Here is a 24571-nt window from a genome sequence, read left to right on the forward strand (position 1 = left end):
TCAACCCCGTTGGCACCCGATCGAGCCCGGCCTACCGTCCGCACGGAATGACTTCCCAGGGAAGAAGGAACTGATGGCGACCACCACGAAGAACACGACCAAGAACTCGGCAGCATCCCCGTCTCGCACGACACGCTCCAAGAGCGCCGCACCCGGCGAGCACGAGACGCGGCGGGAGAACGCGGAGAACGGCTTCGTCGCCTCCGCCACCCTCGCAGAGAGTCTCCAGCGGGTGCAGGTCGACCTGATCGAGCTGTCGCTGCAGGGCAAGCAAGCGCACTGGAACATAGTCGGCCGCAACTTCCGCGACCTCCACCTCCAGCTCGACGAGATCGTGGAAGCCGCGCGCAGGTACAGCGACGACGTCGGCGAAAGACTGCGAGCCCTGCACGCGACGACCGACGGCAGGTCGCGCACCGTGGCGGAGACGACGTCGCTCGCCGTGTTCCCGAACGGCGAGGTGGACACGGGCGACGCGGTCGATCTGATCACCGACCGCCTCGAGACCACCGTGCGCACCATCCGTGACGTGCACGACGACGTCGACGAGGAGGACCCGACCTCGGCCGACCTGTTGCATCAGATCATCGAACGCCTGGAGCAGCTGGCCTGGATGGTGAGCGCGGAGAACCGTCGCCCCGCCACACGGTGATGTGAGCGCTGACGTGAAGCGAGGAAGGGCGCGTCCGTGTGGACGCGCCCTTCCTCGTGCGGAGCTCGGCCATGCTCAGGGCGTCGGCATCCCGCCCGTCACCGTGAGGGTCTCACCGACGACGTAGCTGGACTCCGGCGACGCCAGGAAGACGTACGCCGGCGCCAGTTCGGCCGGCTGCCCCGGGCGCCCGATCGGCGTCTGGGAGCCGAAGTCGGGCAGCTTCTCGGGAGGCTGGCCAGCGCTGACCTGCAGCGGCGTCCAGATCGGGCCCGGCGCGACGGCGTTCACCCGGATGCCCTTCGGCGCGAGTTGCTGGCCGAGGGCCTTGGTGAAGGTGTTGATCGCCGCCTTCGTGGTCGCGTAGTCCACCAGCAACTCGCTCGGGAGGTACGCCTGAACCGAGGTCGTGTTGATGATCGTGGCGCCCGGCGAAAGGTGCGGAAGCACTGACTTGGTGAGCCAGAACATCGCGTAGACGTTGGTCTTCATCGTCTCGTCGAATTGCTCGTCGGGCAGTTCGGCCAGGTCAGTGCAGAAGAGCTGCTTGCCGGCGTTGTTGACCAGGATGTCGACCGCGCCGAAATCGCCCACCGTCCGCTTCACGACCTCGTCGCAGAACGCCCGGTCGGTCAGGTCGCCGGGGATCAGCAAGGCGGTCCGGTTCGCGTCGCGGATCTGCTCGGCGATCGCCTGCGCGTCCACCTCCTCGGCCGGGCGGTACACGATGGCGACGTCTGCGCCCTCCCGCGCGAACGCGATCGCGACGGCCGCGCCGATCCCGGAATCGCCTCCCGTCACGATCGCTTTGCGGCCGTTCAGCCGGCCCGTACCGACGTAGCTGGCCTCGCCGTGATCGGCGGGTGGGTTGAGTTCGCTGTCGCGGCCCGGCTCGGGCACCTGCGTCTCGGGCGGGTGGATGTGGGGGTAGCGGTCGACGGGGTTATCGAATTCGTACTGGCTCTCAGGCATGGGTCGGAGGTCTCCTTTCGTCAGGATGCTTCAGCGGTCGTCCGCGCCGCCGCCCGAAGCCGTGTCGGAACCGTCGTCCGGTTCCTCGGCATCGGTGCCGGAACCGTCCGGTAGGTCGTCCGGGTCGGGGTGGCGTGCTTCGTGGTCTGTCATCGTGAGTGGTCCTTTCGTGTGGTGGTGTCGTTCGTCATGCCGCGGCCGGATGCAGGATCACCTTGGTCCAGCCGTCGTCGCGAGCGTCGAAGTGTGCGAACGCGTCCGCCGCCTCGGTCAGCGGGAGTTCGTGGGAGACGATCGCGCTCGGGGTGGCCTTGCCGTGGATGATGAGGTCGCGCAGCTCGCGGTTGTACCGCTTGACCGGGCACTGGCCGGTGCCGAAAGCGATCCCCTTCTCCCAGGCGGCGCCGAAGCTCCACGGCACCCGGCCCTCCTTCGAGCCGGCGTCCGCGGCGCCTGGGTCCTCCGGAACGTACACCCCGACGATGCCGATACCGCCGGTCGCACGCACCACGCCGACCAGATTGTCGAGCGCCAGTTCGGGATGCTCGTGACCCGAGGAGTCGTGGGCCTGGTAGCCGACGGCCTCCACGCCTCGGTCGACGCCGAACCCGTCGGTCGCGTCCACGATGGCCTCGACCGGGTCGCCGTCGGCGAGGGAGACTGGGGTCGCGCCGAAGGTCTGGGCGAGCGCCAGGCGGTCGTCCTCCTTGTCGACGACGAAGACCTGCGAGGCCCCTCGCAGCATGGCGCTGTGCGCGGCCATCAGCCCGACCGGGCCGCCCCCGAAGATCGCCACCGACTCGCCCGTGCGGAAGCCGGACAGCTCCACGCCGTGGTGCCCGGTCGGGAAGATGTCCGAGAGCATCGTGAAGTCGCTCTCCCACTGGTCGCCCGCCGGCAGCTCCAGCAGGTTGAAGTCGGCCCACGGCACGCGCAGGAACTCCGCCTGACCGCCTCGGTACGGGCCCATCTTCGGGTATCCGTAGCCGGCGCCCGGGTTGCCGGAGGGGTTGGCCCGCAGGCACGCGGACGTGTAGCCGAGGTTGCAGTTGCGGCAGGTGCCGCAGGCGAGGTTGAACGGAACCGACACGCGGTCGCCGACCTTGATCCTATCGACGCCGGGGCCGACTTCCTCGACGATGCCCATGTTCTCGTGCCCGAACACCATGCCGGGTTCCATGTCGGCCCTGCCCTCGTACGGGTGCAGGTCGGAGCCGCAGATGTTCGCGGTGGTGATGCGGATGACGGCGTCGAGCGGCTGCTCGATGCGGGCGTCCTCGACGTCTTCGACTGCCACGTCGCGGGGTCCTTTGTAGACGACGGCCTTCATGTGTTCCTCCCGGTTTCTCGTCTCGTGCTCATTCGCCCCGGACGCTACGCGGACAATGGGCTGGATGGAGCCGGTTGTCTGCTCGGGAGGGCGCGCGTACCGTGCCCGCCGACGGTCCCGAGATCGCCCGAAGACGGACGACACGCTCCCGGCCGCTGCGCAAGGGGCTTGATCGCCACCGTTCGCGGCCCAGAGTGCGTCTTATGCATACGAGCCGGGTCGACACCACCAGGGGCGCCCGACGCCTCGAACCGTCCAGCGCACTCCAGCGAATGCGCGTCGTCGCATGATGTCCGCGCCACGCACGATCACCGGGATCAGCGCGTATCTCGACGCCGCGGCCCAGTGCGGTGGCAGCGTCGCGCCCCTGCTGGAGGTGCTGCGAGCGACCTCCCCGAACTCGCTGCTGCCACTGCCGGGTTCGGGGCGAACGGCCGAACGCTTCCGCGGACTCGCCAGGATCGCCGCCGTCGACGTGACGGCGGCGCGCGTGATCGAACCGCACCTGGACGCCGTGGCGATCCTCGCCGAAGCCGACGCTCCGGAGCCGGAGCAGGGCACGACCTGGGGCGTGTTCGCGGCCGAGGCGCCCGGCGATGTGCTGCTCGCCTGCCAGGACCACGATCGCTGGGTGCTGCGGGGTCGCAAGCCGTGGTGCTCGCTCGCCGGTCGGCTCACCAGCGCACTGGTCACCGCATCCACCCCCGACGGCGGTCGGCGGATGCTCGCGGTCTCGATGGGTGCTCCCGGGGTGACGGTCGAAGCGGCGCAGTGGGTCGCTCGCGGTCTCGCCGAGGTGGTGAGCGGGCCGGTTACGTTCGACCATTCGCCTGCCCGCCCGGTCGGCGGCGACGGCTGGTACCTGGACCGCCCGGGGTTCCGGTGGGGTGCGATCGGTGTTGCCGCGTGCTGGTGGGGCGGCTGCCTCCCGGTCGTGGATGCTCTCATCGCCCGCGCCAGGAAGCGACCTGAGGACGCGCTCCTCGCGGCGCGAGCCGGTGAGCTGTACCGCCGCCTCGACGCCGGTCGACTCGCACTCGATGACGCGGCCGCCCGGATCGACGCGCACGAGGTCCCGGATCCCGCAGTCCTGGCCTACGCCGTCCGCGGCACGGTCGCCGACGCGGTCGCGGCCACGCTGGACGTCGCCCGCGACGTCCTCGGACCGGCCGCCCTCGCGTTCGACGAGGGCCTGGCCCGCCGCTGCGCGGACCTCGAACTCTACGTGTCGCAGTACCACCGCGGCCGCGACGACGCGTCGCTCGCGGGCCACCTGGCGGGAGGGCTCCTCGCATGGTGACCTTCGACCCACTCGTCACGACCACGCCGTTCGACGCCTGGGAGGACACGTCGCGCTGGGACGCAGTGCCTCTCCGTACCCGCGACTGGCTCGCCGGCTTCAGCCGGATCGTCGTCTTCTCCGCTCATCCCGATGACGAGACGCTCGGTGTGGGCGGCCTCCTCGTCATGGCCGGCGAGCTCGGCATCGACATCTCGGTGATCGTCGCCACGAGCGAGCGCGAAGAGCGCGTGGCAGAACTGACCTCGGCGCTGTCGCGGCTCGGGTCGACGATCGACCTGACCGTCCTCGGCTTGTCGGACGGTGGCCTCAAGCACGAAGCCGATCTGCTCCGTGACGCGGTGGAACTGGCGCTGGCCGCCCGACGCCGCGAGGGCACGCTCGTGCTGGCACCCTGGCCGGGCGACCGACACGGCGACCATCGGACGCTCGGCCGGGAGGTCGCCAGCGCGTGCGCGGTTCACGGCGACCGACTCCTGCTCTATCCGATCTGGATGTGGCAATGGGGTTCGCCCGATGATCTGCCGTGGGAGCGGGTCAGCGAGGTCGAGCTGACCTCATCAGCACGTGCTCGGAAGCGGGTTGCGCTTTCGATGTTCGCCAGCCAGATGCACACCTCGGAGAACCCCGACGGCGTTCTCACGGACGAGTTCGTCGACCGGGCCATCCAGGGCAGGGAGGTCTTGTTCGAGCCGGAGGCGAACGTCTGCGACGATCATTTCGAAGCACTGCACCGAGTGAGCGCCGATCCGTGGTCCGTACGCACGCGATGGTACGAACGGCGCAAGCGCGCGATCACGTGCGCAGCCCTCCCGAGAGAGCGGTACGCGCGCGGATTCGAGATCGGCTGCTCCAACGGCGAGATGTCGGCCCTGCTCGCGGAACGATGCGACGCGCTGCTCAGCATCGACACCGCGCCGACCGCCGTTGCCCTCGCCGCGGAGCGCACGGCGGCACACCCGAACGTTGCGGTCCAGTGGATGCGGGTGCCCGACGAGTGGCCCGACGGCCGGTTCGACCTCATCGTGGTGTCCGAGGTGGCCTACTATTTGGCGGCCGATCAGTGGACGGCGACACTCGATCGCATCCTCGGCTCGCTCGCAGAGGGCGGTCACGTCGTGCTCTGCCACTGGACGGGTCACGCGGACGACTTCGCCCAGTCCGGCTGGGACGCGCATGCCGCCTTCGCGAACCGCACCGGGCTCCGTGTGCTGGTGCAGCACCAGGAGGAGGACTTCCTGCTGGAGGTCTTCGGGTGACGACCGAGGGTGTGCTCGTCGTCATCCCGGCGCGCAACGAGGAGTCGACGCTGGGCGCATGCCTGGAGTCCGTCGCGGCGGCGCGGGCGGCCGTCCCGGTCCCTTCCACGGTCGTCGTCGTGCTGGACGCGTGCACGGACGGTTCCGCCGGCGTCGCACGCCGGTTCCCAGATGTCATCGTGATCGAACGCGACCACGCGAACGTGGGCCGGAGCCGCCACGACGCCGTCGTCGCTGGGCTGTGCGCCTCGACGGTCCCGACGGATCGCACGTGGCTCGCATTCACCGACGCCGACAGCGTCGTACCGGATTTCTGGTTGCGGGAGCACCTGGACGGGGCTGCGGGATCCGACGCGTATGTCGGTGCCGTCGTGCCGCGATTGGACGAGCTCGATGAGGCAAGGCGGCGTGCTTGGAAGCGGAGCCATCCCCCCGGCGCGACCCTCGGTCACGTGCACGGCGCGAACCTCGGGGTGCGTGCGGATGCGTACACCCGGGTCGGCGGATTCCTGCCGCTGTTCATCGGTGAGGATGTGGACCTCGTCGCCCGGCTGCGAGCGGCTCGATACACGATCGCCGAGAGCGAGCGCCACCCGGTGACGACCTCCGGCCGCCTCACCGGGCGCGCTCCAGACGGCTATGCCGCCTACCTGCGCGGCCTCACGACCTGAGCGGGCCCGTCGTCGTCACCTGCACGTCGTCGCGCATTGTCAACCGGAGGCTGGAACGGTTACATCGGCATACGTTGCGTGTCATGAAGCACGTGACGTACGGCGAGAAGTCCTTGCTGGTCGGCGACGAAGTGTCCGACCTTCTGATCAACTACGCCGCGTTGCTCGGGGCCCAAGGTCGGACGAATGTCGTCACGGTGCACGCGATCGGATCGGACGGGAACGAAGTCGATGCCAGCTTCCTCCTGAACGCAGCGACAGAGTTGATGGTCGAGACCGCGTCGACGACGGCCACGGAGCCCGAGAACCATCTGTCGACCGGTTACCTCCTCGAACGGATCGAGGAGGTCGGAGGAAGCTTCCTCCCACACTGATGGCCAGCACACCTTCGGCCGCAACCAGCGTGCTCGGGCTAAGCGGACGTGCTGCGTCAAAACAGTATCTTTTCCTCGCAATCCGGATCACACTTGCGTTAACGAGCAGGTGGAAGCGGGTGAAGCCTCATGGGGACGCTGACCTATGACGGAACAGTGATCGCCTTCGACGATCGGCTGCTGGCGCATCTGCAGATCGTAATCGTCAATAAGCTGCGCCGCCGGGAGAGCTTCGCGTTCTCGTGGCGGGACGCTCCGGAGGTCGGCGACGGCCGCAGCACGATCTGGATGGACCCGTCGATCCCGTTGTACTTCAAATTCGAGGGATCAAGAGCCCCGTCGATCGACCGGGACTGGATCGAGCAGTTGGCCGAATCAGCTGCAAGTTCCACCGGACTGATCGTTGCAGGCCCTGACGGGGAACCCGTCAACGGCGCCCGTCTCCACGCCGCAATGGCCGGCCGGTGACACTGAAGCGTTGATGAGCTGTGGAATCTGGAGCGTGTTCACCGTCGCCCAGCGTTGACGAGTCGTAGTTGTCCGCGGATGCTTGTAGTGGCTACTCCAGCGGTGCAGGTGGGGGATATTCAATGATGCTCATCGAAGAGTTCAGTGTCGACGTGACCCCGTCTTTCTGCTCTTTTCGGCACTGCCAATACAGTCTCGGATTGCCGTCGGATTGGTGCGTCTGATGGCGACGTCGTTCTATGAGTTCGAGTTCACGTCCGCGGATGCGGGCGAGACCGAACACTTCCTCTCGGGCCGTTACGGCAAGGTGGCGCTGAAGGGGAGGCTCGACCGGATCGGCATGCGCCTTGCCGGTGATGAGCGGTTCCAGATCGCGTCGGTGCGCTTCGACGGGGAGCACACGGCCGCGGCCGAGACGGATGTGTTCGTGGTGGCCACCGCCACATCGCGCAGCGGCTGGGAGGAAGCGCGAGAGAGCGGCGACATGTTCGATCAGCCGGTGCTGTTTCGACCGGGCACGCCGTTCACGTCCTTCACGGTGAACACCGAGCGCAGATCGGTGAACCTGGACGTCATCGCGCTGGAGCGGACCGCCCGGCTGCTCTATGGGCGGAAGGATCTGGTCGTGGCGTTCGATGGACCACATCCTGCGAGTCGGCAGGCGGGCGCGACCTGGTCTAGTGTGCTCGACCTTGTTCTGATGTATCGGGACACGGGTGCGCTAAGCAACGAGATGATCCGCTCGAGCGCGTTTCGGCTGCTGTCGGTCGCTGCACTGGAGGTCTTCCGCCTGGACGGCGATCGTGCGGCCCTGCACGCGACGGCGGAACGTCGACAGCGGATCTACCGTTCCGCGGTCGAGTTCTTCCGTGACTACGCGTCGCTGCCGATCACGGTCGACGACGCCGCTGAAGCGGTGGGTGCGTCCGTGCCCGAGTTGGCGGAGGCCTTCCACGCCCTGCACCCCGAACAGATCTCTCCCACCGCTTATCTGCGAACGATACGACTCGGCGCAGCGTTCGCCGATCTCCAGGTCGGTGATCCCACCACCGGAGCGACCGTCGCTCAGGTCGCCCGTCGGTGGGGGTTTGCCTCATCGAGGCGGTTCGCGTCGCTCTTCCTCGACACCTACGGGCTGCACCCGGAATGGATCCTCGACCGCGAAGACTGAGGTCCGCTCGCCGTGAACGGATTGCTCCCTAGCCGGGAGCACACGGGAGGCGGACACTAAGGAGCAGTTGCCTCGCCGGGAGGAGATTCCTATGGGCACCTTTCGTACCGCGGTTTCGACGACAGATTCCGAGTACGCGATGGCTGTTCTCAACGACATGTACTCCGGCGTGGAGATGGAGCCGCACCCGGAGAAATTCGGCCTGGATCTCTCCGCGGTGGGCGACGAACGCTTCGCCATTCTGCACGAACAATGGACCTCGAGCGGACGCTTCCAGATGGAGCCGCAGCCGATCGTCATCGTGGTAGAGGTCACCGAAGGGGCGTGGGACTGCAGCATCGGACGCACCCCGGTCGACACGACCCGGCCCAGCCTGTTCCCAGCGGCGGCGGCCGACGCCTCCTGGCAGGACTCCTTCACCGTCAACGGCACACAACTGGACGCACGTCAGATCAACACCTTCGCGGCAGACCACTTTGCCACACCCGGCCTGCGGGTCGCGTTCACCGGAAGCGCGCCCGTCTCGATGTCGCTGCAGCGATCATGGGAGGCGACCACCGCGTTCGTGCGCGACAACGTGGTCACGGAGGAGGCTCTGCTGAGCAACGATCTGATCCGCGACCGAGCCTTCGAGATCCTGATCTCCTGCCTGCTCGTCACCTTCCCCAACAACACCCTCGACCTCCCGGCCGGCCATGACGGAGCACGAGCACTCCCGGCAGCTGTGCGCCGCGCCATCGGCTACATGGAAGAGCATCTCAGCGAACCGATTCGGTTGGAGGACCTCGCCGGCGCTGCCCGCCTGTCCCCACGGGGGCTGCAAGACGTCTTCCTTCGTATCCTCGGCACCAGCCCCACCCGTTACCTGCGCGGACTACGAATGGAAGCAGCCCGCGCCGACCTCCGAGCGGCCAAACCCGGGGACACAGTGGCCACCATCGCCCACCGCTGGGGGTTCGTGCACGTCCCGCGATTCGCAGCCGCCTACCGTGACGCCTTCGGTGAGAACCCCAGCGAGACGCTTCGCGGCTGATTCAGGGTCTAGATCTGCACGGAGAAACAGTAATCGCGTCGCAAGAGCGCAGCCGATCTCGCACTAGATAAGCCGGTCGCGGGCGTCCGAGATCGCCTGCAAGGCCTGCGGTGCGCCCGTGCTCCTCTGAAGTTGCGATGAGCCGCCTGCGGCGGCGCTGAACTTGCTGCCTTGTTTGTCTTTCCGCCGGTCGATCGTAGCTCGTTCCCGGTGCTCCGTGCCCGGGCTTTCGCGGCATATCCTCGCTCCGCTGCGCTCCGTTCCGGTATTCCACGGTCCCGGCACTGCGCCCCTCCCACTCGCTCTCGATCTCTCCGCCGGAAGGCAAACAAGAACGAGAGTCAGGAGAGTGATTGTGATGCGGGTATTCGTCATCGACACCAGAAACATGGGTCCGGAACTGCAGGGTGGACTGATCGGAGTCGTCGGCTCGCTCAGCCCGAGCTCCGAGGAGAAGAGGGAGTGCGTCGAAACAGTGAGCAAGTGCGCCGTGGATGGGTGGGCGATCGCAGCCAACCCGTTCACGCCGATCGGACGGCTCGCGGCGCTCACGGCTGAGGCGGCATGCGTTCCCTTCGTGCGGCTCGACGACCATCGCGTGGTTGGGCTGGTCGCGCGTACCATTGGCGCCACGCGTGGTCCCGTGCGGGATTCCGCTGACCTCGACGGATCGCCGTTTCCCGCGCCGACCCCTACGCCCCGCATTTGCGGAGCCGGGTCAGTCGGCTCGCGTATCGAGGACGGGGGTCGGTGATCATGTCCCGTCCTCCGCTCGTCTCCGAAACGTGGGGCACAGTCACTACCCGCATGCTCACGCAAGATCGCTGGGCAGCCCGCGCCCGCTACCGCGACGTCGACGGCCGCACGCGGCAGATCGAGCGCATCGGCCGCACCAAGCAGAAGGCCGAGGCCCTCCTCCGTGAAGCTATGCGCGATCGCATCAAACCGTTGGGCGACGGTGAGCTCAACCCGGAAACCCGGTTGGCCGATCTCGCGATCGTCTGGTGGGACGAGTTCAGCCACACGTCCCGCTCGAACGGCACGTTGCGGCGATACGAGACCGTCCTGGACAAGTACATCGTTCCGAACCTCGGCGGCTGGATGATCCGCGAAGCCTCGGTATCAAAGCTCGACCGGTTCATCAAGCAGACCGCCCGACTCAACGGTTATTCGAACGCGAGCATCGCAGTCGTCCTGCTGACCGGAATGTTCGCAATGGCGGCCCGGCACGATGCCATCGAAGCCAACCCGATGAAGTCTGTTGCGCCTGTTGAAGAGCCAGATCACGAGGTGGCCACGTTCACGCTCGAGGATGTTGCCGAGTTGCGCGAGATCCTCGCTCGTTGGGACGCAGGCTTGGACGCATCAGGCCGTCGCCGCGGCACCGACCTCGCGGATCCCGTGGACTTCTTCCTTGGCACAGGCTGCCGCCCGGGTGAGGTGTTCGCCCTGATGTGGGAGGACGTCGACTTCACCATCCAGCCGTTCACTGTCGACATCCACCGGACAATGGCGAAGAACCGCGAAGGCCGGTGGACCGTTCAGAACAAGACCAAGACCGGAGGCGGACGCCGCCTCTTCCTGCCCACGTTTGTCGGGAAGATGCTCCTCCGTCGACGGGTCGAGTCGTTCTCCGAGCTCGTCTTCCCGTCCTCGACGCTCACGCCGCGCATCCCCGACAACTTCCGTCTTCAGTGGCACATCGCTCTGAAGGGAACGCGGTTCGAAGCGCGGGTGCCGAAGGAGTTCAGGTCCACCGTTGCGACCGCGATCCGCGACGCGGCCGGCCTCGAGCGCGCGCAGCACCAACTGGGCCATTCGACCTACGCGACGACCGAGCAGTCCTACCTTCCGCGGGTGGCGCAGGTGCCGGACTCGACGGCGATCCTCGAACGGTTCAACGTGCGGGGCGACTCCGGACCCGGACTCGCGTAGCTCACCGTTTACTCACCGCTTTGAGCGTGATCCACGGCGTTTCACTGAGATCACACGTGTACGCCAATAGTCGGAAAAGCCCCGATCAACGGGGCTTATGAGGCCGAGTGTGACTCTCTGATATCCGGAGTAGTAGAAGCTGAAGTTCTACCATTGAACTACACTCGCACGGCCCGGAATCCCAGTAAAACACTGGGAAATTAGGCTTCCGCCAGCACTACCCGCTCTCCGTGGATCGGCCAAACCCGCTCACGGGTCGTGCCGGGGCTCGTAACTCACCAGCCCCACAGTGTTCCCCTCACTGTCCTCGATGAACGCCATCCACTCGTCGTTCCCCGCCGGCCCGATCGCGTCGTCCTGGTGCGTGAAGATCACGTGCGGCTCCGTGACCACCTTCACGCCGTCGCCGCGCAACCGCTCCACCGTCTCCGCCACATCGTCCACCTGGAGGTAGACCCGCGCCGACGGGGCGCCCTTCTCGAGGAGGAGGCGGCCGATGCCGATGTTGAAGAAGAGGAGGCCCGGCGGGTCGAAGCGGGCCGCGGCCGTCTCGCCGAGCAGGTTCTCGTAGAACGCCGCGGCGCGGTCGAGGTCGTCGGCGTGCTGTGCGACCTGCAGAATCTCCACGCGCTCAGTATCCGGTCAGCGGGGGCTCGGCGCCAGCCCCGGCCGGCCTCACGCGCGCCGTCGGAGGTTGTCCGCGATCGTCGCGAGGGTGCCGTCGAGCGCCTGCTGCATCCCGTCGACGTCCTCGGCGGTGTGGATGGTCAGCTCGACCCGGTCGTCGGCCAGGCGCAGCGAGCCGCGGTAGTCGTGCGGTCCCGGGGCCGACCAGCGGATCTCCCGCGCGGCGTTGTCGACGTCGAACTCGGCGACGGAGGTCACCGTCTCGTCGCGGCCGTCGCGGTCCGCGTCGACGTGCGCGGTCGTCTCGACCTTCCCGTCGGGGAGTTCGTGGGCCTCCGTCATGCGGGGGAAGTACGCCGGCAGATTCTCGGGGTCGGCGATGTAGTCGAAGTACTCGTCGGCGTCGCCGTCGAGCGGGCGGGTGGCGGTGTAGGTGGGCATTGCCCGAGGGTACGTCTGCGATCCGGGGTGCGTCAGGGGTTGACGACCGCCATGAGCCGGGAGGCGGTCTCGACTGCGAACGGCGGGCGGTGCTCGGTCAGATCCTGTCACGTGACAGGATCGGGAGTGTGGACTCCGAGCCGGACATCGCCGGGGCCGATCGGACGCCGAGGCTGAGTCAGGCTCGCCGGGTCGCGATCGTGCTCGGGCTGAACGCCGCCCTGATCGTGGGGCTGGTCGTCGTCGGTCTGGTCGCCGGGTCGGTGAGCGTGCTCGCCGCGGCGGGGGACACCGTCGCGGACTGCCTCGCGCTGGCCCTCGGCCTGGTCGCGATCGCCCTGCGGGACCGCGACCCCGGGCATCCCCACGCGAACCGGCCGATCGCCGTCGCGGCGCTCGTCAACGGGACCCTCCTGCTCGTGGTCACGGCGTCCGTCGTCGTGGAGGCGGTCGGCCGGCTGCGGGAGGGCTCGCCGCCGGTCGAGGGACTCCCGGTGGTGATCGTCAGCCTCGTGACGATGGTCGTGATGCTGGCGGGTGCGTTCGTCCTCGGCTTCTCGGCCGGGGACGAGGACATCCACATGCGGTCGGTCCTCCTGGACGCGCTGGCCGACGCCGCGGTCGCCGCCGCCATCGTCATCGCCGGCGTCATCATCCTGCTCACCGGCGGCGCCTACTGGCTCGACCCGGTCCTCGCGCTCGGCGTCTCGCTGGTGATCGCCGTCGCCGCGGTGCGGCTGATCGTGAAGGCCGTCGCCGCGCTGCGCGGTCGAGCCGTCGACTTCGACGACGACTGAAGGCTCAGCGCGCGCCCTCCAGCTCCGGCTGCCAAGGACGGGCCGCAGCGCCGAGCGCGTTCCACGCGTTGATCGTGACGATGAGTGAGAGCATGGCGCCGAGCTCGTCGGGGGTGAAGTGCTCGGCGACGGCCGCGAAGTCCTCCTCGGGGACATGCGTGGCGGCGACCCGGGTCACACTCTCGGTGAAGGCGATGGCCGCGCGCTCCCGGTCCGTGAAGAACATCGACTCCTGCCAGACCGGCAGCGCGAAGATCCGTTGGGCCGTCTCGCCGACCGCGAGGGCGTCGCGGGAGTGGGTGTCGACGCAGTAGGCGCAGCCGTTCAGCTGGGAGGCGCGGATGCGGATGAGCTCGCGGAGGCGCGCGTCGAAGTCCACGCGGTCCAGCTCGCGGGTGGCGGCGTTGTCCAGGTGGTTCATCGCCTTCCCGAAGATCGCGGCGTGCGTGTCGAGGTCGAGGCGGACGGGGATGGTCGTTGTCGTCATGCTGCAAATCTAGGAGCGAAGAGGCCCACGAGTAAGATCCAATCGCATGACTGAACGATGGGCCATTTCGGGTCGCGACCTCCACGTCGAACTCGGCGGCAACACGGTCCGGACCTCGCTCGAGGAGTCGCTGCGGCTCGCCGTCCGTGAGGGGAGGCTGCCGGCCGGCGCCCTCCTGCCGCCGACGCGGACGCTGGCCGCCGACCTCGGGATCGCCCGCAACACGGTCGCGAACGCCTACGCCCAGCTGGTCGCGGAGGGCTGGCTCACCGCCAGGCAGGGCTCGGGCACCCGGGTCGCCGAGGCCGCCGTCGAGCCGTCCCCGAGCCCGGAGCCGCCCACGACCGCGCCCGCCCCCGCCTTCGACCTGCGCGCCGGCTTCCCCGACGTCTCGTCGTTCCCCCGGTCGGCCTGGATCGCCGCGTCCCGTGCGGCGATCACCGCGGCTCCCGCGAGCACGTTCGGGTACGCCGACGTGCAGGGGCTGCCCGTCCTCCGCGAGGCGGTGTCCGGCTACCTCGCCCGGGCGAGGGGAGTGCGCGTCACGCCCGACCGGGTGGTGATCTGCTCCGGCTTCACGCAGGGCCTCTCGATCGTCGGGGCGGTGCTCCACGCGCAGGGCGCCCGCGGGGTGGCGGTCGAGTCGCACGGGCACCGGCAGCACCGCGACCTCCTAGCCGAGCTCGGCCTGAGCTGCCACCCGGTGCCGGTGGATGCGCTCGGCGCCCACCCGCCGGAGCCCGGCACGGCCGACTTCGCGCTCCTCACCCCGGCCCACCAGTTCCCCCTCGGCGCGGCCCTGGACCCGGCCAGGCGCGCGGCCTTCCTGGAGTGGGCGACCGGCACGGACGGCGTGATCGTCGAGGACGACTACGACGGCGAGTTCCGCTACGACCGGCGACCGATCGGGGCGATGCAGGCGCTGGCTCCCGAGCGCGTCGCGTACCTGGGGACCGTCAGCAAGACCCTGGCTCCCGGCATCCGGCTGGGGTGGATGGTCCTCCCGGCCCGGCTGATCGGTCCCGCGGTCGAGCGGCTGGCGCGGGAGCTGGCCCTCCCGTCGGTGCTGGATCAGCTGACGCTCGCCGAGCTGATCCGGTCGGGCGGGTACGACCGCCACGTCCGGCGCAGCCGTCTCGCCTACCGCCGCCGCCGCGACGTGCTGGTCCGGCAGCTCGCGCGGACGACCCCCGCGCTCGGACTGGAGGGCCTCCCCGCCGGGATGCACGCCGTGCTGTCGCTGCCCGAGGGCGCCGACGAGTCCGCTGTCGTGGCGGACGCCGCCTCCCGCGGGCTGGCTCTGGACGGGCTGGCCCACTACGCGGCACCGGGGCAGTCCCGTCCGCCCGCGCTCGTGATCGGCTACGCCACCCCGCCGGAGCACGCCTACACGAGCGCGCTCGCGCGGCTGACGGCGACGATCCAGGGCGCGGGCCGCTCCGGGTGAGGGCGGCCCGCGTCCCGCTTAGGCGTCCAGGCGCTTCCGCCAGCGCGCCGAGAAGGCGGTCGACGCGAAGCCGATCGCGTCGTTGACGTCGAGCATCGGCCGGTTCTCCTCCGCGTTCACCGTCTCCACGAGCGCGCACCCGGGGAACCGGGCGGTCAGCTCGCGCAGGTTCGCCAGCTTCAGCAGCATCCCCAGGCGGTGCCCGCGGTGCTCGCGCAGCACCAGGGTGTCCATCTGCTCGGCCGGGCGGTCGGACTCGCTGGACACGTCGAGCTCGGTGAACCCGACGGCCTGTCCGGTCGCCTCGTGGACCACGATCGACGTCAGCGCGACCCGGGGGCTTTCGGCCCAGAGGTCGTCGACGGCGCGGACGCGGTCCGCCGTCCAGACGTCGGTCAGCTCGATGCCGGCGTTGGGGGCGTCGGTGTTCATCCGGGTGCGCAGGAGCGCGATGGACTCCACCCACTCCTCGGGCGTCCGGCCCTGCCAGGAGACCGTTCGGTAGCCGGCGGACCCGGCTGCCGCCTCGGCGAGCAGCGCGGCGAGCACGTCCGCGTCGACGGGCAGCGGCAGGGCGCTGATCCGCCCGACCTGTTCGAGCGTGAAGCCCTGGCGGAGCAGGAACCGGGTCGACGGGAGGTCGACCGGCACCGACCCGAAGCCGGTCGGTGCGGCGACCGCCTCGCCCCCGACGCCGGCCGGGTAGGTCGTCTGGTTCTGGATGGTCGCGCGGCCGGCTGCCCTGGCCAACTCCTCCAGGCGGGCGAACAGGGCCGAGCCGATGCCGCGGCCGCGGAACTCCGCGAGGACGGAGACCGCGCCCCAGCACTCCGGCGCGCCGGTCGGCAGCGCCAGGTTCGCCCGGGCGACGACGCGGCCGTCGACCTTGGCGACGAGCCCGGCCATCTGCCGCGACTCGTCCCTCCAGTCCGGCAGCAGCTCGGCCGCGGTCATGACCTCGCCGGCGTGGCCGCGCTGCTCCGCCTCGACGGCGCTGCGCACGTCGGCGAAGGCGACGAAGTCCGCGGCGTCCGCGGCATCGACGCTGACCGGGACGACGAGCGGCTCGATGGTGAAGCCCGCGAGGGTGGTGGTGGTGTTCTCTGACGTAGACATGAAACCTCTTCGTGTGCAGGGTCGATCGACTCACCCACGGTCGTGGGGAGGAAGGGGCTCTGCTAGAGGATCACGAGGGAGAGCATCCCATGACGGCCGCCCGGATCGCAACCACCGGTAGGTGTCTCCGGCCTCCCGGGGGTACTGTGCCCGATGTGGACGCTCTCAGGCGCGTGCAGAGCAGCACGGGCGACCCGGCGGAGGCCGACGCACTGCTCCGTGAGGCGGGAGGTCGGTTCGCGTTCACGCGCGATCCCGGGTCGGACTTCTCCTTCCGGGTGAAGCAGGCCGGTGACGAGGGCGTCGCGGTCGGGGTGTACCGCATCGACGGCGAGTGGCAGTCCGACGGCGAGTTCGACCAGTTCGGCGTCCACGGCGTCTTCTCCGGCGACTACCGGTGGGAGATCGACGGCGACCGCGACTCCGGCTACGCGACCCCGTTCCTGTCCCGGCCCGGGCACGAGCTGTTCGGCCACGGCGACGACCTGACGATCGTCAACGTCTACATCAGCCCCGAACGGCTCAGGGAGGTCGCGCGCCAGATCTACGCCGACGACAGTGTCGACCCGGCCTTCGAGTCGCCGCGGCCGATCGACCCTCAGCGCAGCCTCGTGATGCTGCAGACCCTCCAGGTGGCCTCGGAGTACGTCCGGTCGGGGATGATCGAGCATCCGATGGTCCGCGCGAGCCTGTTCCACCAGCTCGCGGTCGGCGCGCTCACGACCTTCCCGCTGGAACGGGACCACGAGCGCGCGCCCGTGACCCGGCGCGGCGAGGCCGCCGTCTACCGGCGCGCGACGCACTTCATCGACGACTGCCTCTCGCTGCCGATCACCCTCGGCGACGTCGCCGCCGCGGCCGCGACAGACCTCGACACGCTCAATGAGACGTTCCGCTCGCGCACGGGCACCGGCGCCGGCAGCTACCTGCGCCGCGCCCGCCTCTCGGCCGCGCGGGTCGACAGGACGGCCGAGCCCACGCTGAGCGACGCGGCGCTGGCCGCCCGCTGGGGATTCCCCTCGGAGGACCGGTTCCGCCGCTCGTACCGGGCCGCCTTCGGCGCGACGGAGGGCACCCCCTAGCCGAATCCCTCGCCGGGTGTAACGTTCACGGCGAATCCGAGGAGGCTGCCATGCCCGACTTCTTCGTCAGGGTCGCCGGCCGCCGCCTCGACCCCGTCGCCGATCTGGAGACCACCCGCGCGCAGCTCGTGGCCGCCGTGCGGGAGGGCGGCGACTTCGTGGACTTCCTCGACGGCACGCGGCTGATCAGCGTGCTCATCACGCCCGCCAGCGCCGTCACCGTGCACACGGTCGCGGAGGCCCAGCGGGGGCTCCATCCCGTGCAGGCAGCCCATGCCGCCCTCGATGCGGTCTTCCCGTCGTTCGACGCCTACGACAACTACGGCAGCTGACCGGCGCTACGACTGCGCCGCGACCGCGAGCCGGGAGCGCACCTTCAGCACGGACTCCCCGGCCGCTCCGGTCTGCGGGATGGCCCCGAGCGCGAACTCCTGGATCACCCCCGGCCGGAAGACCAGGCACTCGGTCGAGCCGCCGAACTGGAAGTACCCCAGCTCGTCGCCCTTCCCGACGTGGTGTCCCGGCACGATGTCGTCGCCGATCACGCAGGAGGAGACCTCCACCATGCCCACCGGCACCACCGCCATCAGCCCGATCGCCGGGTTGTCGGCCTGGATGAGGATGATTGCCCGCGCGGCGACGTGGGCGAGGTAGCCCTGCGAGGCTGTCGCCTCCACCGCCTCCGCGCCCTCCGACTCCGCCTCGGAGAAGTAGGTGCCCGGCTGGACGTAGGCGCGGACGACGGTCCCCGCGACCGGGCTGTGCCAGCGGTGGTAGTTCAGCGCGCTGAGGAAGCCCTGGTACACCGTCCCGCCGACGAACTCGCCCACCGACTCGTCGTCCGCGAGCAGGTCCTGCAGCGAGTAGGGCTGGTTCTTGATCCAGAACTCGCTGTGCCGGGCGACATCGCGGCCGATCCGGTATGGCGTGGACTCGCAGGCGCTGACCACCACCGCGTCGTCGTCGGGGGAGTCGACCGGCCGGGCGCCCTCCTTCAGCCGGCGGGTGAAGAAGTCGTTCCAGGAGGTGAAGCCCCAGTGCTCGGCGTTCGGGTCGTGCTCGAACTGGTCGATGCCCACGACCTCGCGGGCCTTCTCGGACATCCAGCCCTGCGGCGAGTCGTTGAGCACGGAGAGCGAGCCGGGCCCGTTGAGGAACTCGGCCCAGGCGTCGAGGACCTTCTTCAGGATCGCGTTGACCCGGGGGTCGCGGTAGGCGGCCATCCCGGAGCGGGTGCCCATCGTCCAGTCGAGGATGCCCGTGAGCGGCGTGGTCACCATCGCGCCCTCGCTGAACTCCGGCGCCGTGTCCAGCACGCCGTCGATCAGGCGGAGGAGCTGGCCGACGCTCTCGATGTGACGCGCGCTGTACTGGCGGGTCTGCGGCACCTCCTCGATCATCCGGGTCATGTACATCCGCACGATCGCGTCACGGTCGATGAGGTCGGCGAACTCCTGGATCACGGGATGCCGGTACGGCGCCGTGTCGTCGTCGCCGAGCCGGTCGATCCGGCCGTCCAGCCAGGACTCCAGCTCGTCCTGGTCGTGCGGGAGCCAGCCGCCGCGGCGCTTCAGGTCCTCGGACTCCCGGGTCATGTCAGTGGTCGTCCGCTCCGCCGCCCGAGGCGGTGTCGGCGCCGTCGTCGGACTCCTCGGACTGCGGGCCGGAGCCGTCGGGGAGGTCGTCGGGGTCGGGGCGGTGCGTGTCGCGATCGGTCATCGTTCTCGTCCTTCCTGTCGTGCTGTCGTCATGGCACCGTACGCCGGGGGTGGGGAGAGGGCGAGCCTGCACGCTGAAGTCGCCGCCCGCAGGTACGGTCCCTGATGTGACCCTCAGCCCTGCCGACGTTGCTCTCGCCGACGATCAGGAGACCGATCGGTCGCGCGGCGCCTTCCCGTGGTGGGGGTGGCTGCTGGCCGTGGTCCTCATCTTCGCCGCGTCGGTTCTCGGCGTCCGGCTGGCGCCGCCCGGCAGCGACGTGGCGATCTGGTGGCCCGCCGCGGGCCTCTCGGTGCTGCTGGTGATCCTCGTTCGCGACCGGAAGGAGCGGGCCGCGGCGCTGGCCGCGATCTTCGTGGTCACCGCCCTGGCGAACGCCGTGGCCGGCCGACCCGTCCTGCTCTCGTCCGCCTTCGGACTGGCGAACACCGTCGAAGCCCTGGTGGTCTTCGCGGTCCTGGCGCGTTGGGGTGGCCAGGGATTCCGGTTGCGCGATCTCGACTCGGCGCTCAGATTCACCGTCGCGGTGCTCGCCGGCGCCGTCGCGATCGGCGTGCTGGCGGCGGCGGGCGTCGCCGTCGTCGTGGGCGGGGCCTTCTTCCCCACCGCGGTCTTCGTCGCGGCCTCGCACGCGGCCGCCGTCTACATGATCGCCTCGTTCGGGCTGCTCCCGCCTGCCATCCCGGTGCGAGCGACCGTCGTGGAGATGGTGGTCCAGTGCGTCGCGCTAGCGGTCGTGATCGTCCTCGTCTTCCATCCGGGTACGAATCTGCCGCTGGCGTTCCTCCCCTATCCGGTGCTCTCGTGGGCGGCATTCCGGTTCCCCATCCGCGTCGTGGTCACCGAGACCCTGCTCGCGTCGATGGCGATGCTGGCGCTCACCATCGCCGGCGGCGGCCCGTTCACCGTCGCGACGCTGGACTTCACGCAACGGGCCGCGCTCGGGGAGACCTTCCTGGTCACCTTCGCCGGCTTCGCGATCGTCCTGACGGCCGCCCAGTACGAGCTGCGGGCCACCACCCGGCAGCTCCTCGCCACCACCCGGCTCCTCACCGGCAGCGCCGTCGAGGCCTCCGTGGGCTTGCTGATCGCGGAGCGTAACCGGGCCGGCGGTATGCACGTGATCTGGAGCAACCCCACGGCCGCCGCTCTGCTCCCTGCCGGGAGCGGCCGCCGGTGGGAGGGCGAGCTCGCCGACGCCGCCGAGTCCGCGCTCGCCGACGGGACGCCGATCACGGTGGCCGGCGGGTCGCGCACGCTCACGGTGGCGGCGAACGGCATCCCGGACGAGCCCGACCGCTTCGCCGTGCAGCTCGTGGATGTGACCGACACGCTCCGGATGCAGGCGGCGACGCTCGCCGCCGAACGCGAGCAGGAGGCGGCGCGCACGACCCGCATCGACCTGGAGCGTCAGCGGGAGGACTTCGTCGCGACGACGAGCCACGAGCTCCGCACCCCGATCACCAGCATCGTCGGGTTCTGCGAGCTGCTCGCCGAGTCGGACGCGCTCGGGGACCAGGAGAAGGCCTGGGTCGAGGTGATCGACCGGAACGCGGTGCGGCTGTCCTCCCTGGTCGAGGACCTCCTGACCCTCGGGGCGACGGTGGGGAGGCCCGGCGGCGCGCTCGCCGAGGCCGACGTGGACGATCAGATCCGCGACGTGGTGAGCGCGTCCAGCGTCATCGCGGCCAAGAAGCACATCGACCTCTCGACGCACGGCCACGCCGGGACGGCCCGCGCGGAGCCGGCGGATGTGGCCCGCATCCTCACCAACCTGGTCGCCAACGCCGTCAAATTCACGCCGGAGGGCGGGCGCGTGACGGTCACGTCGTCCGCCGACGAGGCGACGATCACCGTGGTGGTCGCGGACACCGGACCGGGCATGAGCGAGGAGATCCTCGCGCACGCCTTCGACCGCTTCTACCGCGCGCCGGGGATGCAGAAGGCCGCCGTCCCCGGAACCGGTCTCGGGCTGGCGATCGTCGCGGAGCTGGTGGAGCGCAACGGGGGCTCCGTGCGGCTGGACTCGCCCGCGACCGGTGGCACGCGGGCGACGATCGAGCTGCCGAGGAGCACGCCGCCGGCGTGAGGGCGCGTGCCTCAGGCGATCGGCGCCGCCGTCGCGTCGAGCACCGCCTGCAGCTCCACGCCGGGCGCGAGCTCCACGAGCCGGAGGCCGTCGGGCGTCACGTCGATGACGGCGAGGTCGGTGATGATCCGGTCGACCACCCCGCGCCCGGTCAGCGGCAGCGTGCACTCCGGCACGATCTTCGGGCTGCCGTCCTTCGCCACGTGCTCCATCAGCACGATGACCCGGCCGGCGCCGTGCACGAGGTCCATCGCGCCTCCGGGGCCCTTGACCATCCGCCCCGGGATCATCCAGTTGGCCAGGTCGCCGCTCGCGGACACCTGCATCGCGCCGAGCACCGCCACGTCGATCTTCCCGCCGCGGATCATCCCGAAGCTGAGCGCCGAGTCGAAGAACGCCGCGCCCGGGAGGGTGGTCACGGTCTCCTTGCCCGCGTTGATGAGGTCGGGGTCGACCGCGTCGGCGGCGGGGTAGGGGCCGGTGCCGAGGATCCCGTTCTCCGACTGGAGCACGACCGACCGCCCGGCCGGGAGGTGGTTCGGGATGAGCGTCGGGAGGCCGATGCCCAGGTTCACGTACGCGCCGTCCGGCAGTTCGCGGGCGGCGCGCGCGGCGAGCTGATCGCGGGTCAGCGGCATGTCAGGCCCGCGTTCCCGCGACGGTGAGCCGCTCGACGCGTTTCTCGACGTCCCCCACCTCGACCACCCGGTGCACGTAGACGCCGGGCAGATGGATGTCGTCCGGCGCCAGCTCGCCGGGCTCGACCAGCCGCTCCACCTGGGCGACGCAGACCCGGCCGGCCATCGCGGCCAGCGGGGAGAAGTTGCGCGCGGAGGCGTGGAAGCGCAGGTTCCCCGCCCGGTCGCCGACCTCGGCGTGCACGAGCGCGAAGTCGGTGCTGATGGCCTCCTCCAGCACGAACTCCTGGCGCGCGCCGCCGACCTCGAAGGTCTGCACCTGCTTGGGCGGGGAGGCCACGGCGACCGAGCCGTCCGGCGCGTAGCGGCGCGGCAGACCGCCCTCCGCCACGAGCGTGCCGACGCCTGTGCGCGTGAAGAACGCGGCGATCCCGGAGCCGCCGGCCCGCAGCTTCTCGCCGAGCGTGCCCTGCGGGGTCAGCTCCAATTCGAGCTCGCCGCTGAGGTACTGGCGCTCGAACTCGCGGTTCTCGCCGACGTACGAGGAGGTCATCTTTCGGATGCGCCGGGCGGCGAGCAGGACGCCGAGGCCCCAGTCGTCCACGCCGCAGTTGTTGCTGACCACCGAGAGGTCGTCCACGCCGCTCGCGAGCAGCGCCTCGATGAGCACCATCGGGATGCCGCACAGCCCGAACCCGCCGACCGCGAGGGAGGCGCCGCTCGGGATGTCGGCGACCGCCTCCGCCGCGGAGGCGACCGTCTTGTCGATCCCGGCGCTCATCGGGCGCTCCACCCGCCGTCCATCGTGTAGCTCGCGCCCGAGACCATCCCCGCGTCCGGCCCGGCGAGCCAGAGCGCGAGGCTGGCGACCTCGTGCGGCTCCACCAGTCGCTTCACGGCCGACTCGGCGAGCAGCACCCGTGACAGCACCTCGTCTTCGTCGATTCCGTTGAGGCGAGCCTGGTCCGCGATCTGCTTCTCCACGAGCGGGGAGCGCACGTAGCCGGGGTCGATGCAGTTGCTCGTCACGCCGTGCTCGCCGCCCTCCAGCGCGGTCACCTTCGAGAGGCCCTCCAGGCCGTGCTTGGCCGAGACGTAGGCCGCCTTGTACTTCGAGGCGCGCAGGCCGTGCACGCTCGACAGGTTGATCACGCGGCCGAAGCCGCGCTCGTACATGCCGGGCAGCGCGGCGCGGATGAGCAGGAACGGCGCCTCCAGCATGAGCCGCAGGATCAGCGAGAACCGCTCCGGGTCGAACTCCTCGATCGGGCTGACGTGCTGGATGCCCGCGTTGTTGACGAGGATGTCGGTGTCCAGCCGGAGGTCGGCGAGCGCGCCCGTGTCGGCGAGGTCGACCTTCCAACTCGAGCCGCCGATCTCGGCGGCGACGCGGGAGGCCGCGTCGCCGTCGATGTCGGCCACGGTGACGTGCGCGCCGGCGGCGGCGAACGCGCGGGCGCAGGCTGCGCCGATTCCGCTCGCGCCGCCGGTGACGAGTGCGCGGCGTCCCTGGAACGGGCTCATAGTGGTGGTGCCTTTCGGTGGGGGTGGGTCGGGGTCAGCGCGCGACGGACGGCGCGGCGCTCCGGATGCCCCGCGCCGCGTCGGCCTGATCGACGGCCTCCAGCGAGATGCCCTTCGTCTCGCGCAGCGTCAGCACGGCGACCAGCGTCACGACGCAGGCGATCACGATGTAGACGGCCACCGGCATCCAGCTGTGGTAGTCCTTCAGCCACGCCGTCGCGAGGATCGGCGCGAGCGAGCCGGCCACGATCGAGACCACCTGCGAGCCGAGGGAGACCCCCGAGTAGCGCATCCGGGTCGGGAACAGCTCGGCCATGATGGCGGGCTGCGGCGCGTACATGAAGGCGTGGAACACCAGTCCGATGGTCACCGCCAGGACGATGAGCGGCGGGTTGAGGGTGTCGAACAGCGGGAAGGCAAAGAACGCCCAGGTGGCGGCGAGCACCGCGCCGACCAGGTAGACGGGCTTGCGTCCGACGCGGTCGCTGAGGCGGCCGACCTGCGGGATGACGAGGAAGTGCACGACGTGCGCGATGAGCAGGGCCAGCAGCAACTGCGCGGTGTTGTAGTTGTGGACCTCCTTCAGGTAGACGATCGTGAAGCTGACCACGATGTAGTAGAAGATGTTCTCCGCGAACCGCAGGCCCATCGCCTTCAGCACGCCGCCGGGGTAGCGCTTGAGCACCTGGCCCACGCTGTACCCGCCGCGCTGCTCGTTCTCGGCCTGCGCCTTCGCCTCGATGAAGATGGGCGCCTCGCTGACCCGGGTGCGGATGTAGAAGCCCACGAGCACGATCACCGCGGACAGCCAGAACGCGATCCGCCAGCCCCAGCTGAGGAAGGCCTCCGGGGCCATCACCCACGACGACACCAGGAGCACGAGGGTGGCGAGGAGGTTGCCGACCGGCACGGCGGCCTGCGGCCAGCTCGACCAGAATCCGCGCGTGCGGTCGGGGCTCTGCTCGGCCACCAGCAGCACCGCGCCGCCCCACTCGCCGCCCAGCGCGAAGCCCTGGATGAAGCGCAGAGCGACCAGCAGCGCGGGCGCCCAGTAGCCGACGCTCGCGAAGCCGGGCAGGCAGCCCATCAGGAACGTGGCGGCGCCGACGATGATGATGGTCGCCTGCAGCGTTGGCTTGCGGCCGAGCCGGTCGCCGAGCTGCCCGAAGACGATCCCGCCGAGCGGGCGGGCGATGAAGCCGACCGCGTACGTGACGAACGCGGCGATGACCCCGTCCAGCGGGCTGCCGGTGGCGGGGAAGAAGAACGTGCCGAAGACAAGGCTCGCGGCAGTGGCGTAGAGGAAGAACTCATACCATTCGACGACCGTGCCTGCCATGGATGCGGCGACGATCGTCTTGAGGGTGCGGGGACTCGCTGTGGTTTCCATAGTCTCTCCTTCGATGTCGACGGTGACATCCGCGGGCCAGTCAACCCGG

Annotated in this window: 28 protein-coding genes; 15 read left to right on the forward strand and 13 right to left on the reverse strand. The window is 69.9% G+C overall.

Annotated elements, in window-relative coordinates; genetic code table 11:
• Positions 1-70 precede the first annotated feature (70 nt).
• The gene (locus tag ABCS02_RS28255) at positions 71-652 is read left to right on the forward strand and encodes a DNA starvation/stationary phase protection protein (RefSeq protein ID WP_345839177.1); all 582 of its coding nucleotides are present in this window, start codon (positions 71-73) and stop codon (positions 650-652) included.
• Positions 653-727: 75 nt separating this feature from the next.
• On the opposite strand, the gene ABCS02_RS28260 is transcribed toward ABCS02_RS28255, so the two are convergent.
• Genes ABCS02_RS28260 through ABCS02_RS28270 form a run of 3 tightly spaced genes read right to left on the reverse strand, consistent with a single transcriptional unit; the run spans position 728 to position 2921 of the window.
• Positions 728-1624 carry an SDR family oxidoreductase gene (locus tag ABCS02_RS28260; RefSeq protein ID WP_345839035.1) on the reverse strand — a complete coding sequence of 299 codons (897 nt, stop codon included), beginning with the start codon at positions 1622-1624 and terminating at the stop codon, positions 728-730.
• Positions 1625-1654: 30 nt separating this feature from the next.
• Positions 1655-1777, reverse strand: coding sequence for a hypothetical protein (locus tag ABCS02_RS28265; RefSeq protein WP_345839036.1), 123 nt, complete (start codon positions 1775-1777; stop codon positions 1655-1657).
• 34 nt (positions 1778-1811) lie between these two features.
• Complete coding sequence (locus ABCS02_RS28270; protein ID WP_345839037.1) at positions 1812-2921, reverse strand: glutathione-independent formaldehyde dehydrogenase; 1110 nt, start codon at positions 2919-2921, stop codon at positions 1812-1814.
• 319 nt (positions 2922-3240) lie between these two features.
• Between ABCS02_RS28270 and ABCS02_RS28275 the strand changes: the two genes are divergently transcribed.
• From ABCS02_RS28275 to ABCS02_RS28315, 9 genes are all read left to right on the forward strand, one after another.
• The gene (locus tag ABCS02_RS28275) at positions 3241-4254 is read left to right on the forward strand and encodes an acyl-CoA dehydrogenase family protein (RefSeq protein WP_345839038.1); all 1014 of its coding nucleotides are present in this window, start codon (positions 3241-3243) and stop codon (positions 4252-4254) included.
• A complete protein-coding gene (locus ABCS02_RS28280; protein WP_345839039.1) occupies positions 4248-5513 on the forward strand; it encodes a bifunctional PIG-L family deacetylase/class I SAM-dependent methyltransferase in 1266 nt (421 codons plus the stop codon). Before ABCS02_RS28275 ends, ABCS02_RS28280 begins: the two co-directional genes overlap by 7 nt.
• A complete protein-coding gene (locus tag ABCS02_RS28285) occupies positions 5510-6184 on the forward strand; it encodes a glycosyltransferase (RefSeq protein ID WP_345839040.1) in 675 nt (224 codons plus the stop codon). The genes ABCS02_RS28280 and ABCS02_RS28285 overlap by 4 nt, the downstream gene beginning before the upstream one ends.
• 83 nt (positions 6185-6267) lie before the next feature.
• On the forward strand, positions 6268-6558 hold the full coding sequence (locus ABCS02_RS28290; RefSeq protein WP_345839041.1) for a hypothetical protein: 291 nt from the start codon (positions 6268-6270) through the stop codon (positions 6556-6558).
• Between the two features lie 129 nt (positions 6559-6687).
• Positions 6688-7026, forward strand: coding sequence for an ATP-dependent DNA ligase (locus tag ABCS02_RS28295; RefSeq protein WP_345839042.1), 339 nt, complete (start codon positions 6688-6690; stop codon positions 7024-7026).
• Positions 7027-7249: 223 nt separating this feature from the next.
• Positions 7250-8197, forward strand: coding sequence for a helix-turn-helix domain-containing protein (locus ABCS02_RS28300; protein ID WP_345839043.1), 948 nt, complete (start codon positions 7250-7252; stop codon positions 8195-8197).
• A gap of 91 nt (positions 8198-8288) precedes the next feature.
• Complete coding sequence (locus ABCS02_RS28305; protein WP_345839044.1) at positions 8289-9230, forward strand: AraC family transcriptional regulator; 942 nt, start codon at positions 8289-8291, stop codon at positions 9228-9230.
• A 358-nt stretch (positions 9231-9588) separates the two neighbouring features.
• Positions 9589-9984, forward strand: coding sequence for a hypothetical protein (locus ABCS02_RS28310; protein ID WP_345839045.1), 396 nt, complete (start codon positions 9589-9591; stop codon positions 9982-9984).
• A gap of 53 nt (positions 9985-10037) precedes the next feature.
• Positions 10038-11165 carry a tyrosine-type recombinase/integrase gene (locus ABCS02_RS28315; protein WP_345839046.1) on the forward strand — a complete coding sequence of 376 codons (1128 nt, stop codon included), beginning with the start codon at positions 10038-10040 and terminating at the stop codon, positions 11163-11165.
• A gap of 249 nt (positions 11166-11414) precedes the next feature.
• On the opposite strand, the gene ABCS02_RS28320 is transcribed toward ABCS02_RS28315, so the two are convergent.
• Positions 11415-11792: a VOC family protein gene (locus tag ABCS02_RS28320; RefSeq protein ID WP_345839047.1), complete on the reverse strand. Its 378-nt coding sequence runs from the start codon at positions 11790-11792 to the stop codon at positions 11415-11417.
• A 48-nt stretch (positions 11793-11840) separates the two neighbouring features.
• Entirely contained in the window at positions 11841-12233 is a 393-nt protein-coding gene (locus tag ABCS02_RS28325) for an SRPBCC family protein (RefSeq protein ID WP_345839048.1), read from the reverse strand.
• A 128-nt stretch (positions 12234-12361) separates the two neighbouring features.
• Here ABCS02_RS28325 and ABCS02_RS28330 point away from each other — a divergent pair, with 128 nt between their 5' ends.
• Positions 12362-13030 carry a cation diffusion facilitator family transporter gene (locus ABCS02_RS28330; protein ID WP_345839049.1) on the forward strand — a complete coding sequence of 223 codons (669 nt, stop codon included), beginning with the start codon at positions 12362-12364 and terminating at the stop codon, positions 13028-13030.
• Between the two features lie 4 nt (positions 13031-13034).
• Here the strand turns inward: ABCS02_RS28330 and ABCS02_RS28335 are convergent, their stop codons facing one another.
• Positions 13035-13517 (reverse strand): carboxymuconolactone decarboxylase family protein, encoded by a 483-nt coding sequence (locus ABCS02_RS28335; RefSeq protein ID WP_345839050.1) that lies wholly within the window; start codon positions 13515-13517, stop codon positions 13035-13037.
• Positions 13518-13563: 46 nt separating this feature from the next.
• On the opposite strand from ABCS02_RS28335, the gene ABCS02_RS28340 reads away from it, so the two are divergent.
• A complete protein-coding gene (locus ABCS02_RS28340; protein WP_345839051.1) occupies positions 13564-14964 on the forward strand; it encodes a PLP-dependent aminotransferase family protein in 1401 nt (466 codons plus the stop codon).
• Positions 14965-14982: 18 nt separating this feature from the next.
• Here ABCS02_RS28340 and ABCS02_RS28345 read toward each other — a convergent pair whose 3' ends face one another.
• Positions 14983-16080 (reverse strand): GNAT family N-acetyltransferase, encoded by a 1098-nt coding sequence (locus tag ABCS02_RS28345; RefSeq protein ID WP_345839052.1) that lies wholly within the window; start codon positions 16078-16080, stop codon positions 14983-14985.
• A gap of 155 nt (positions 16081-16235) precedes the next feature.
• Between ABCS02_RS28345 and ABCS02_RS28350 the strand changes: the two genes are divergently transcribed.
• A complete protein-coding gene (locus ABCS02_RS28350) occupies positions 16236-17162 on the forward strand; it encodes a helix-turn-helix domain-containing protein (protein WP_345839053.1) in 927 nt (308 codons plus the stop codon).
• Positions 17163-17212: 50 nt separating this feature from the next.
• Entirely contained in the window at positions 17213-17494 is a 282-nt protein-coding gene (locus ABCS02_RS28355; protein WP_345839054.1) for a hypothetical protein, read from the forward strand.
• A 6-nt stretch (positions 17495-17500) separates the two neighbouring features.
• On the opposite strand, the gene ABCS02_RS28360 is transcribed toward ABCS02_RS28355, so the two are convergent.
• The gene (locus ABCS02_RS28360; protein WP_345839055.1) at positions 17501-18757 is read right to left on the reverse strand and encodes a phosphatidylserine decarboxylase family protein; all 1257 of its coding nucleotides are present in this window, start codon (positions 18755-18757) and stop codon (positions 17501-17503) included.
• A gap of 1 nt (position 18758) precedes the next feature.
• Positions 18759-18881 (reverse strand): hypothetical protein, encoded by a 123-nt coding sequence (locus tag ABCS02_RS28365; protein WP_345839056.1) that lies wholly within the window; start codon positions 18879-18881, stop codon positions 18759-18761.
• 106 nt (positions 18882-18987) lie between these two features.
• Between ABCS02_RS28365 and ABCS02_RS28370 the strand changes: the two genes are divergently transcribed.
• Complete coding sequence (locus tag ABCS02_RS28370; protein ID WP_345839057.1) at positions 18988-20970, forward strand: ATP-binding protein; 1983 nt, start codon at positions 18988-18990, stop codon at positions 20968-20970.
• A gap of 11 nt (positions 20971-20981) precedes the next feature.
• Here the strand turns inward: ABCS02_RS28370 and ABCS02_RS28375 are convergent, their stop codons facing one another.
• The 4 genes from ABCS02_RS28375 to ABCS02_RS28390 are packed head-to-tail and all read right to left on the reverse strand — an operon-like array spanning position 20982 to position 24522.
• The gene (locus tag ABCS02_RS28375) at positions 20982-21608 is read right to left on the reverse strand and encodes a 3-oxoacid CoA-transferase subunit B (protein ID WP_345839058.1); all 627 of its coding nucleotides are present in this window, start codon (positions 21606-21608) and stop codon (positions 20982-20984) included.
• A 1-nt stretch (position 21609) separates the two neighbouring features.
• Positions 21610-22389: a CoA transferase subunit A gene (locus ABCS02_RS28380; protein WP_345839059.1), complete on the reverse strand. Its 780-nt coding sequence runs from the start codon at positions 22387-22389 to the stop codon at positions 21610-21612.
• Entirely contained in the window at positions 22386-23132 is a 747-nt protein-coding gene (locus ABCS02_RS28385; RefSeq protein ID WP_345839060.1) for a 3-hydroxybutyrate dehydrogenase, read from the reverse strand. The genes ABCS02_RS28380 and ABCS02_RS28385 overlap by 4 nt, the downstream gene beginning before the upstream one ends.
• A gap of 34 nt (positions 23133-23166) precedes the next feature.
• Entirely contained in the window at positions 23167-24522 is a 1356-nt protein-coding gene (locus ABCS02_RS28390) for an MFS transporter (protein WP_345839061.1), read from the reverse strand.
• Between the last annotated feature and the right edge of the window lie 49 nt (positions 24523-24571).

The organism is Microbacterium sp. X-17 (assembly GCF_039615055.1).

Excerpts from the sequence above, each read along its gene's own strand:
- ABCS02_RS28310 (WP_345839045.1), top strand. The coding sequence starts at position 9,589 with ATGCGGGTATTCGTCATCGACACCAGAAACATGGGTCCGGAACTGCAG.
- ABCS02_RS28355 (WP_345839054.1), top strand. The coding sequence starts at position 17,213 with ATGCCCGACTTCTTCGTCAGGGTCGCCGGCCGCCGCCTCGACCCCGTC.
- ABCS02_RS28340 (WP_345839051.1), top strand. The coding sequence starts at position 13,564 with ATGACTGAACGATGGGCCATTTCGGGTCGCGACCTCCACGTCGAACTC.
- ABCS02_RS28305 (WP_345839044.1), top strand. The coding sequence starts at position 8,289 with ATGGGCACCTTTCGTACCGCGGTTTCGACGACAGATTCCGAGTACGCG.
- ABCS02_RS28335 (WP_345839050.1), bottom strand. The coding sequence starts at position 13,517 with ATGACGACAACGACCATCCCCGTCCGCCTCGACCTCGACACGCACGCC.
- ABCS02_RS28360 (WP_345839055.1), bottom strand. The coding sequence starts at position 18,757 with ATGACCCGGGAGTCCGAGGACCTGAAGCGCCGCGGCGGCTGGCTCCCG.
- ABCS02_RS28365 (WP_345839056.1), bottom strand. The coding sequence starts at position 18,881 with ATGACCGATCGCGACACGCACCGCCCCGACCCCGACGACCTCCCCGAC.
- ABCS02_RS28290 (WP_345839041.1), top strand. The coding sequence starts at position 6,268 with ATGAAGCACGTGACGTACGGCGAGAAGTCCTTGCTGGTCGGCGACGAA.
- ABCS02_RS28295 (WP_345839042.1), top strand. The coding sequence starts at position 6,688 with ATGGGGACGCTGACCTATGACGGAACAGTGATCGCCTTCGACGATCGG.
- ABCS02_RS28300 (WP_345839043.1), top strand. The coding sequence starts at position 7,250 with ATGGCGACGTCGTTCTATGAGTTCGAGTTCACGTCCGCGGATGCGGGC.
- ABCS02_RS28375 (WP_345839058.1), bottom strand. The coding sequence starts at position 21,608 with ATGCCGCTGACCCGCGATCAGCTCGCCGCGCGCGCCGCCCGCGAACTG.
- ABCS02_RS28315 (WP_345839046.1), top strand. The coding sequence starts at position 10,038 with ATGCTCACGCAAGATCGCTGGGCAGCCCGCGCCCGCTACCGCGACGTC.
- ABCS02_RS28280 (WP_345839039.1), top strand. The coding sequence starts at position 4,248 with ATGGTGACCTTCGACCCACTCGTCACGACCACGCCGTTCGACGCCTGG.
- ABCS02_RS28265 (WP_345839036.1), bottom strand. The coding sequence starts at position 1,777 with ATGACAGACCACGAAGCACGCCACCCCGACCCGGACGACCTACCGGAC.
- ABCS02_RS28390 (WP_345839061.1), bottom strand. The coding sequence starts at position 24,522 with ATGGAAACCACAGCGAGTCCCCGCACCCTCAAGACGATCGTCGCCGCA.
- ABCS02_RS28260 (WP_345839035.1), bottom strand. The coding sequence starts at position 1,624 with ATGCCTGAGAGCCAGTACGAATTCGATAACCCCGTCGACCGCTACCCC.
- ABCS02_RS28380 (WP_345839059.1), bottom strand. The coding sequence starts at position 22,389 with ATGAGCGCCGGGATCGACAAGACGGTCGCCTCCGCGGCGGAGGCGGTC.
- ABCS02_RS28345 (WP_345839052.1), bottom strand. The coding sequence starts at position 16,080 with ATGTCTACGTCAGAGAACACCACCACCACCCTCGCGGGCTTCACCATC.
- ABCS02_RS28385 (WP_345839060.1), bottom strand. The coding sequence starts at position 23,132 with ATGAGCCCGTTCCAGGGACGCCGCGCACTCGTCACCGGCGGCGCGAGC.
- ABCS02_RS28325 (WP_345839048.1), bottom strand. The coding sequence starts at position 12,233 with ATGCCCACCTACACCGCCACCCGCCCGCTCGACGGCGACGCCGACGAG.
- ABCS02_RS28275 (WP_345839038.1), top strand. The coding sequence starts at position 3,241 with ATGATGTCCGCGCCACGCACGATCACCGGGATCAGCGCGTATCTCGAC.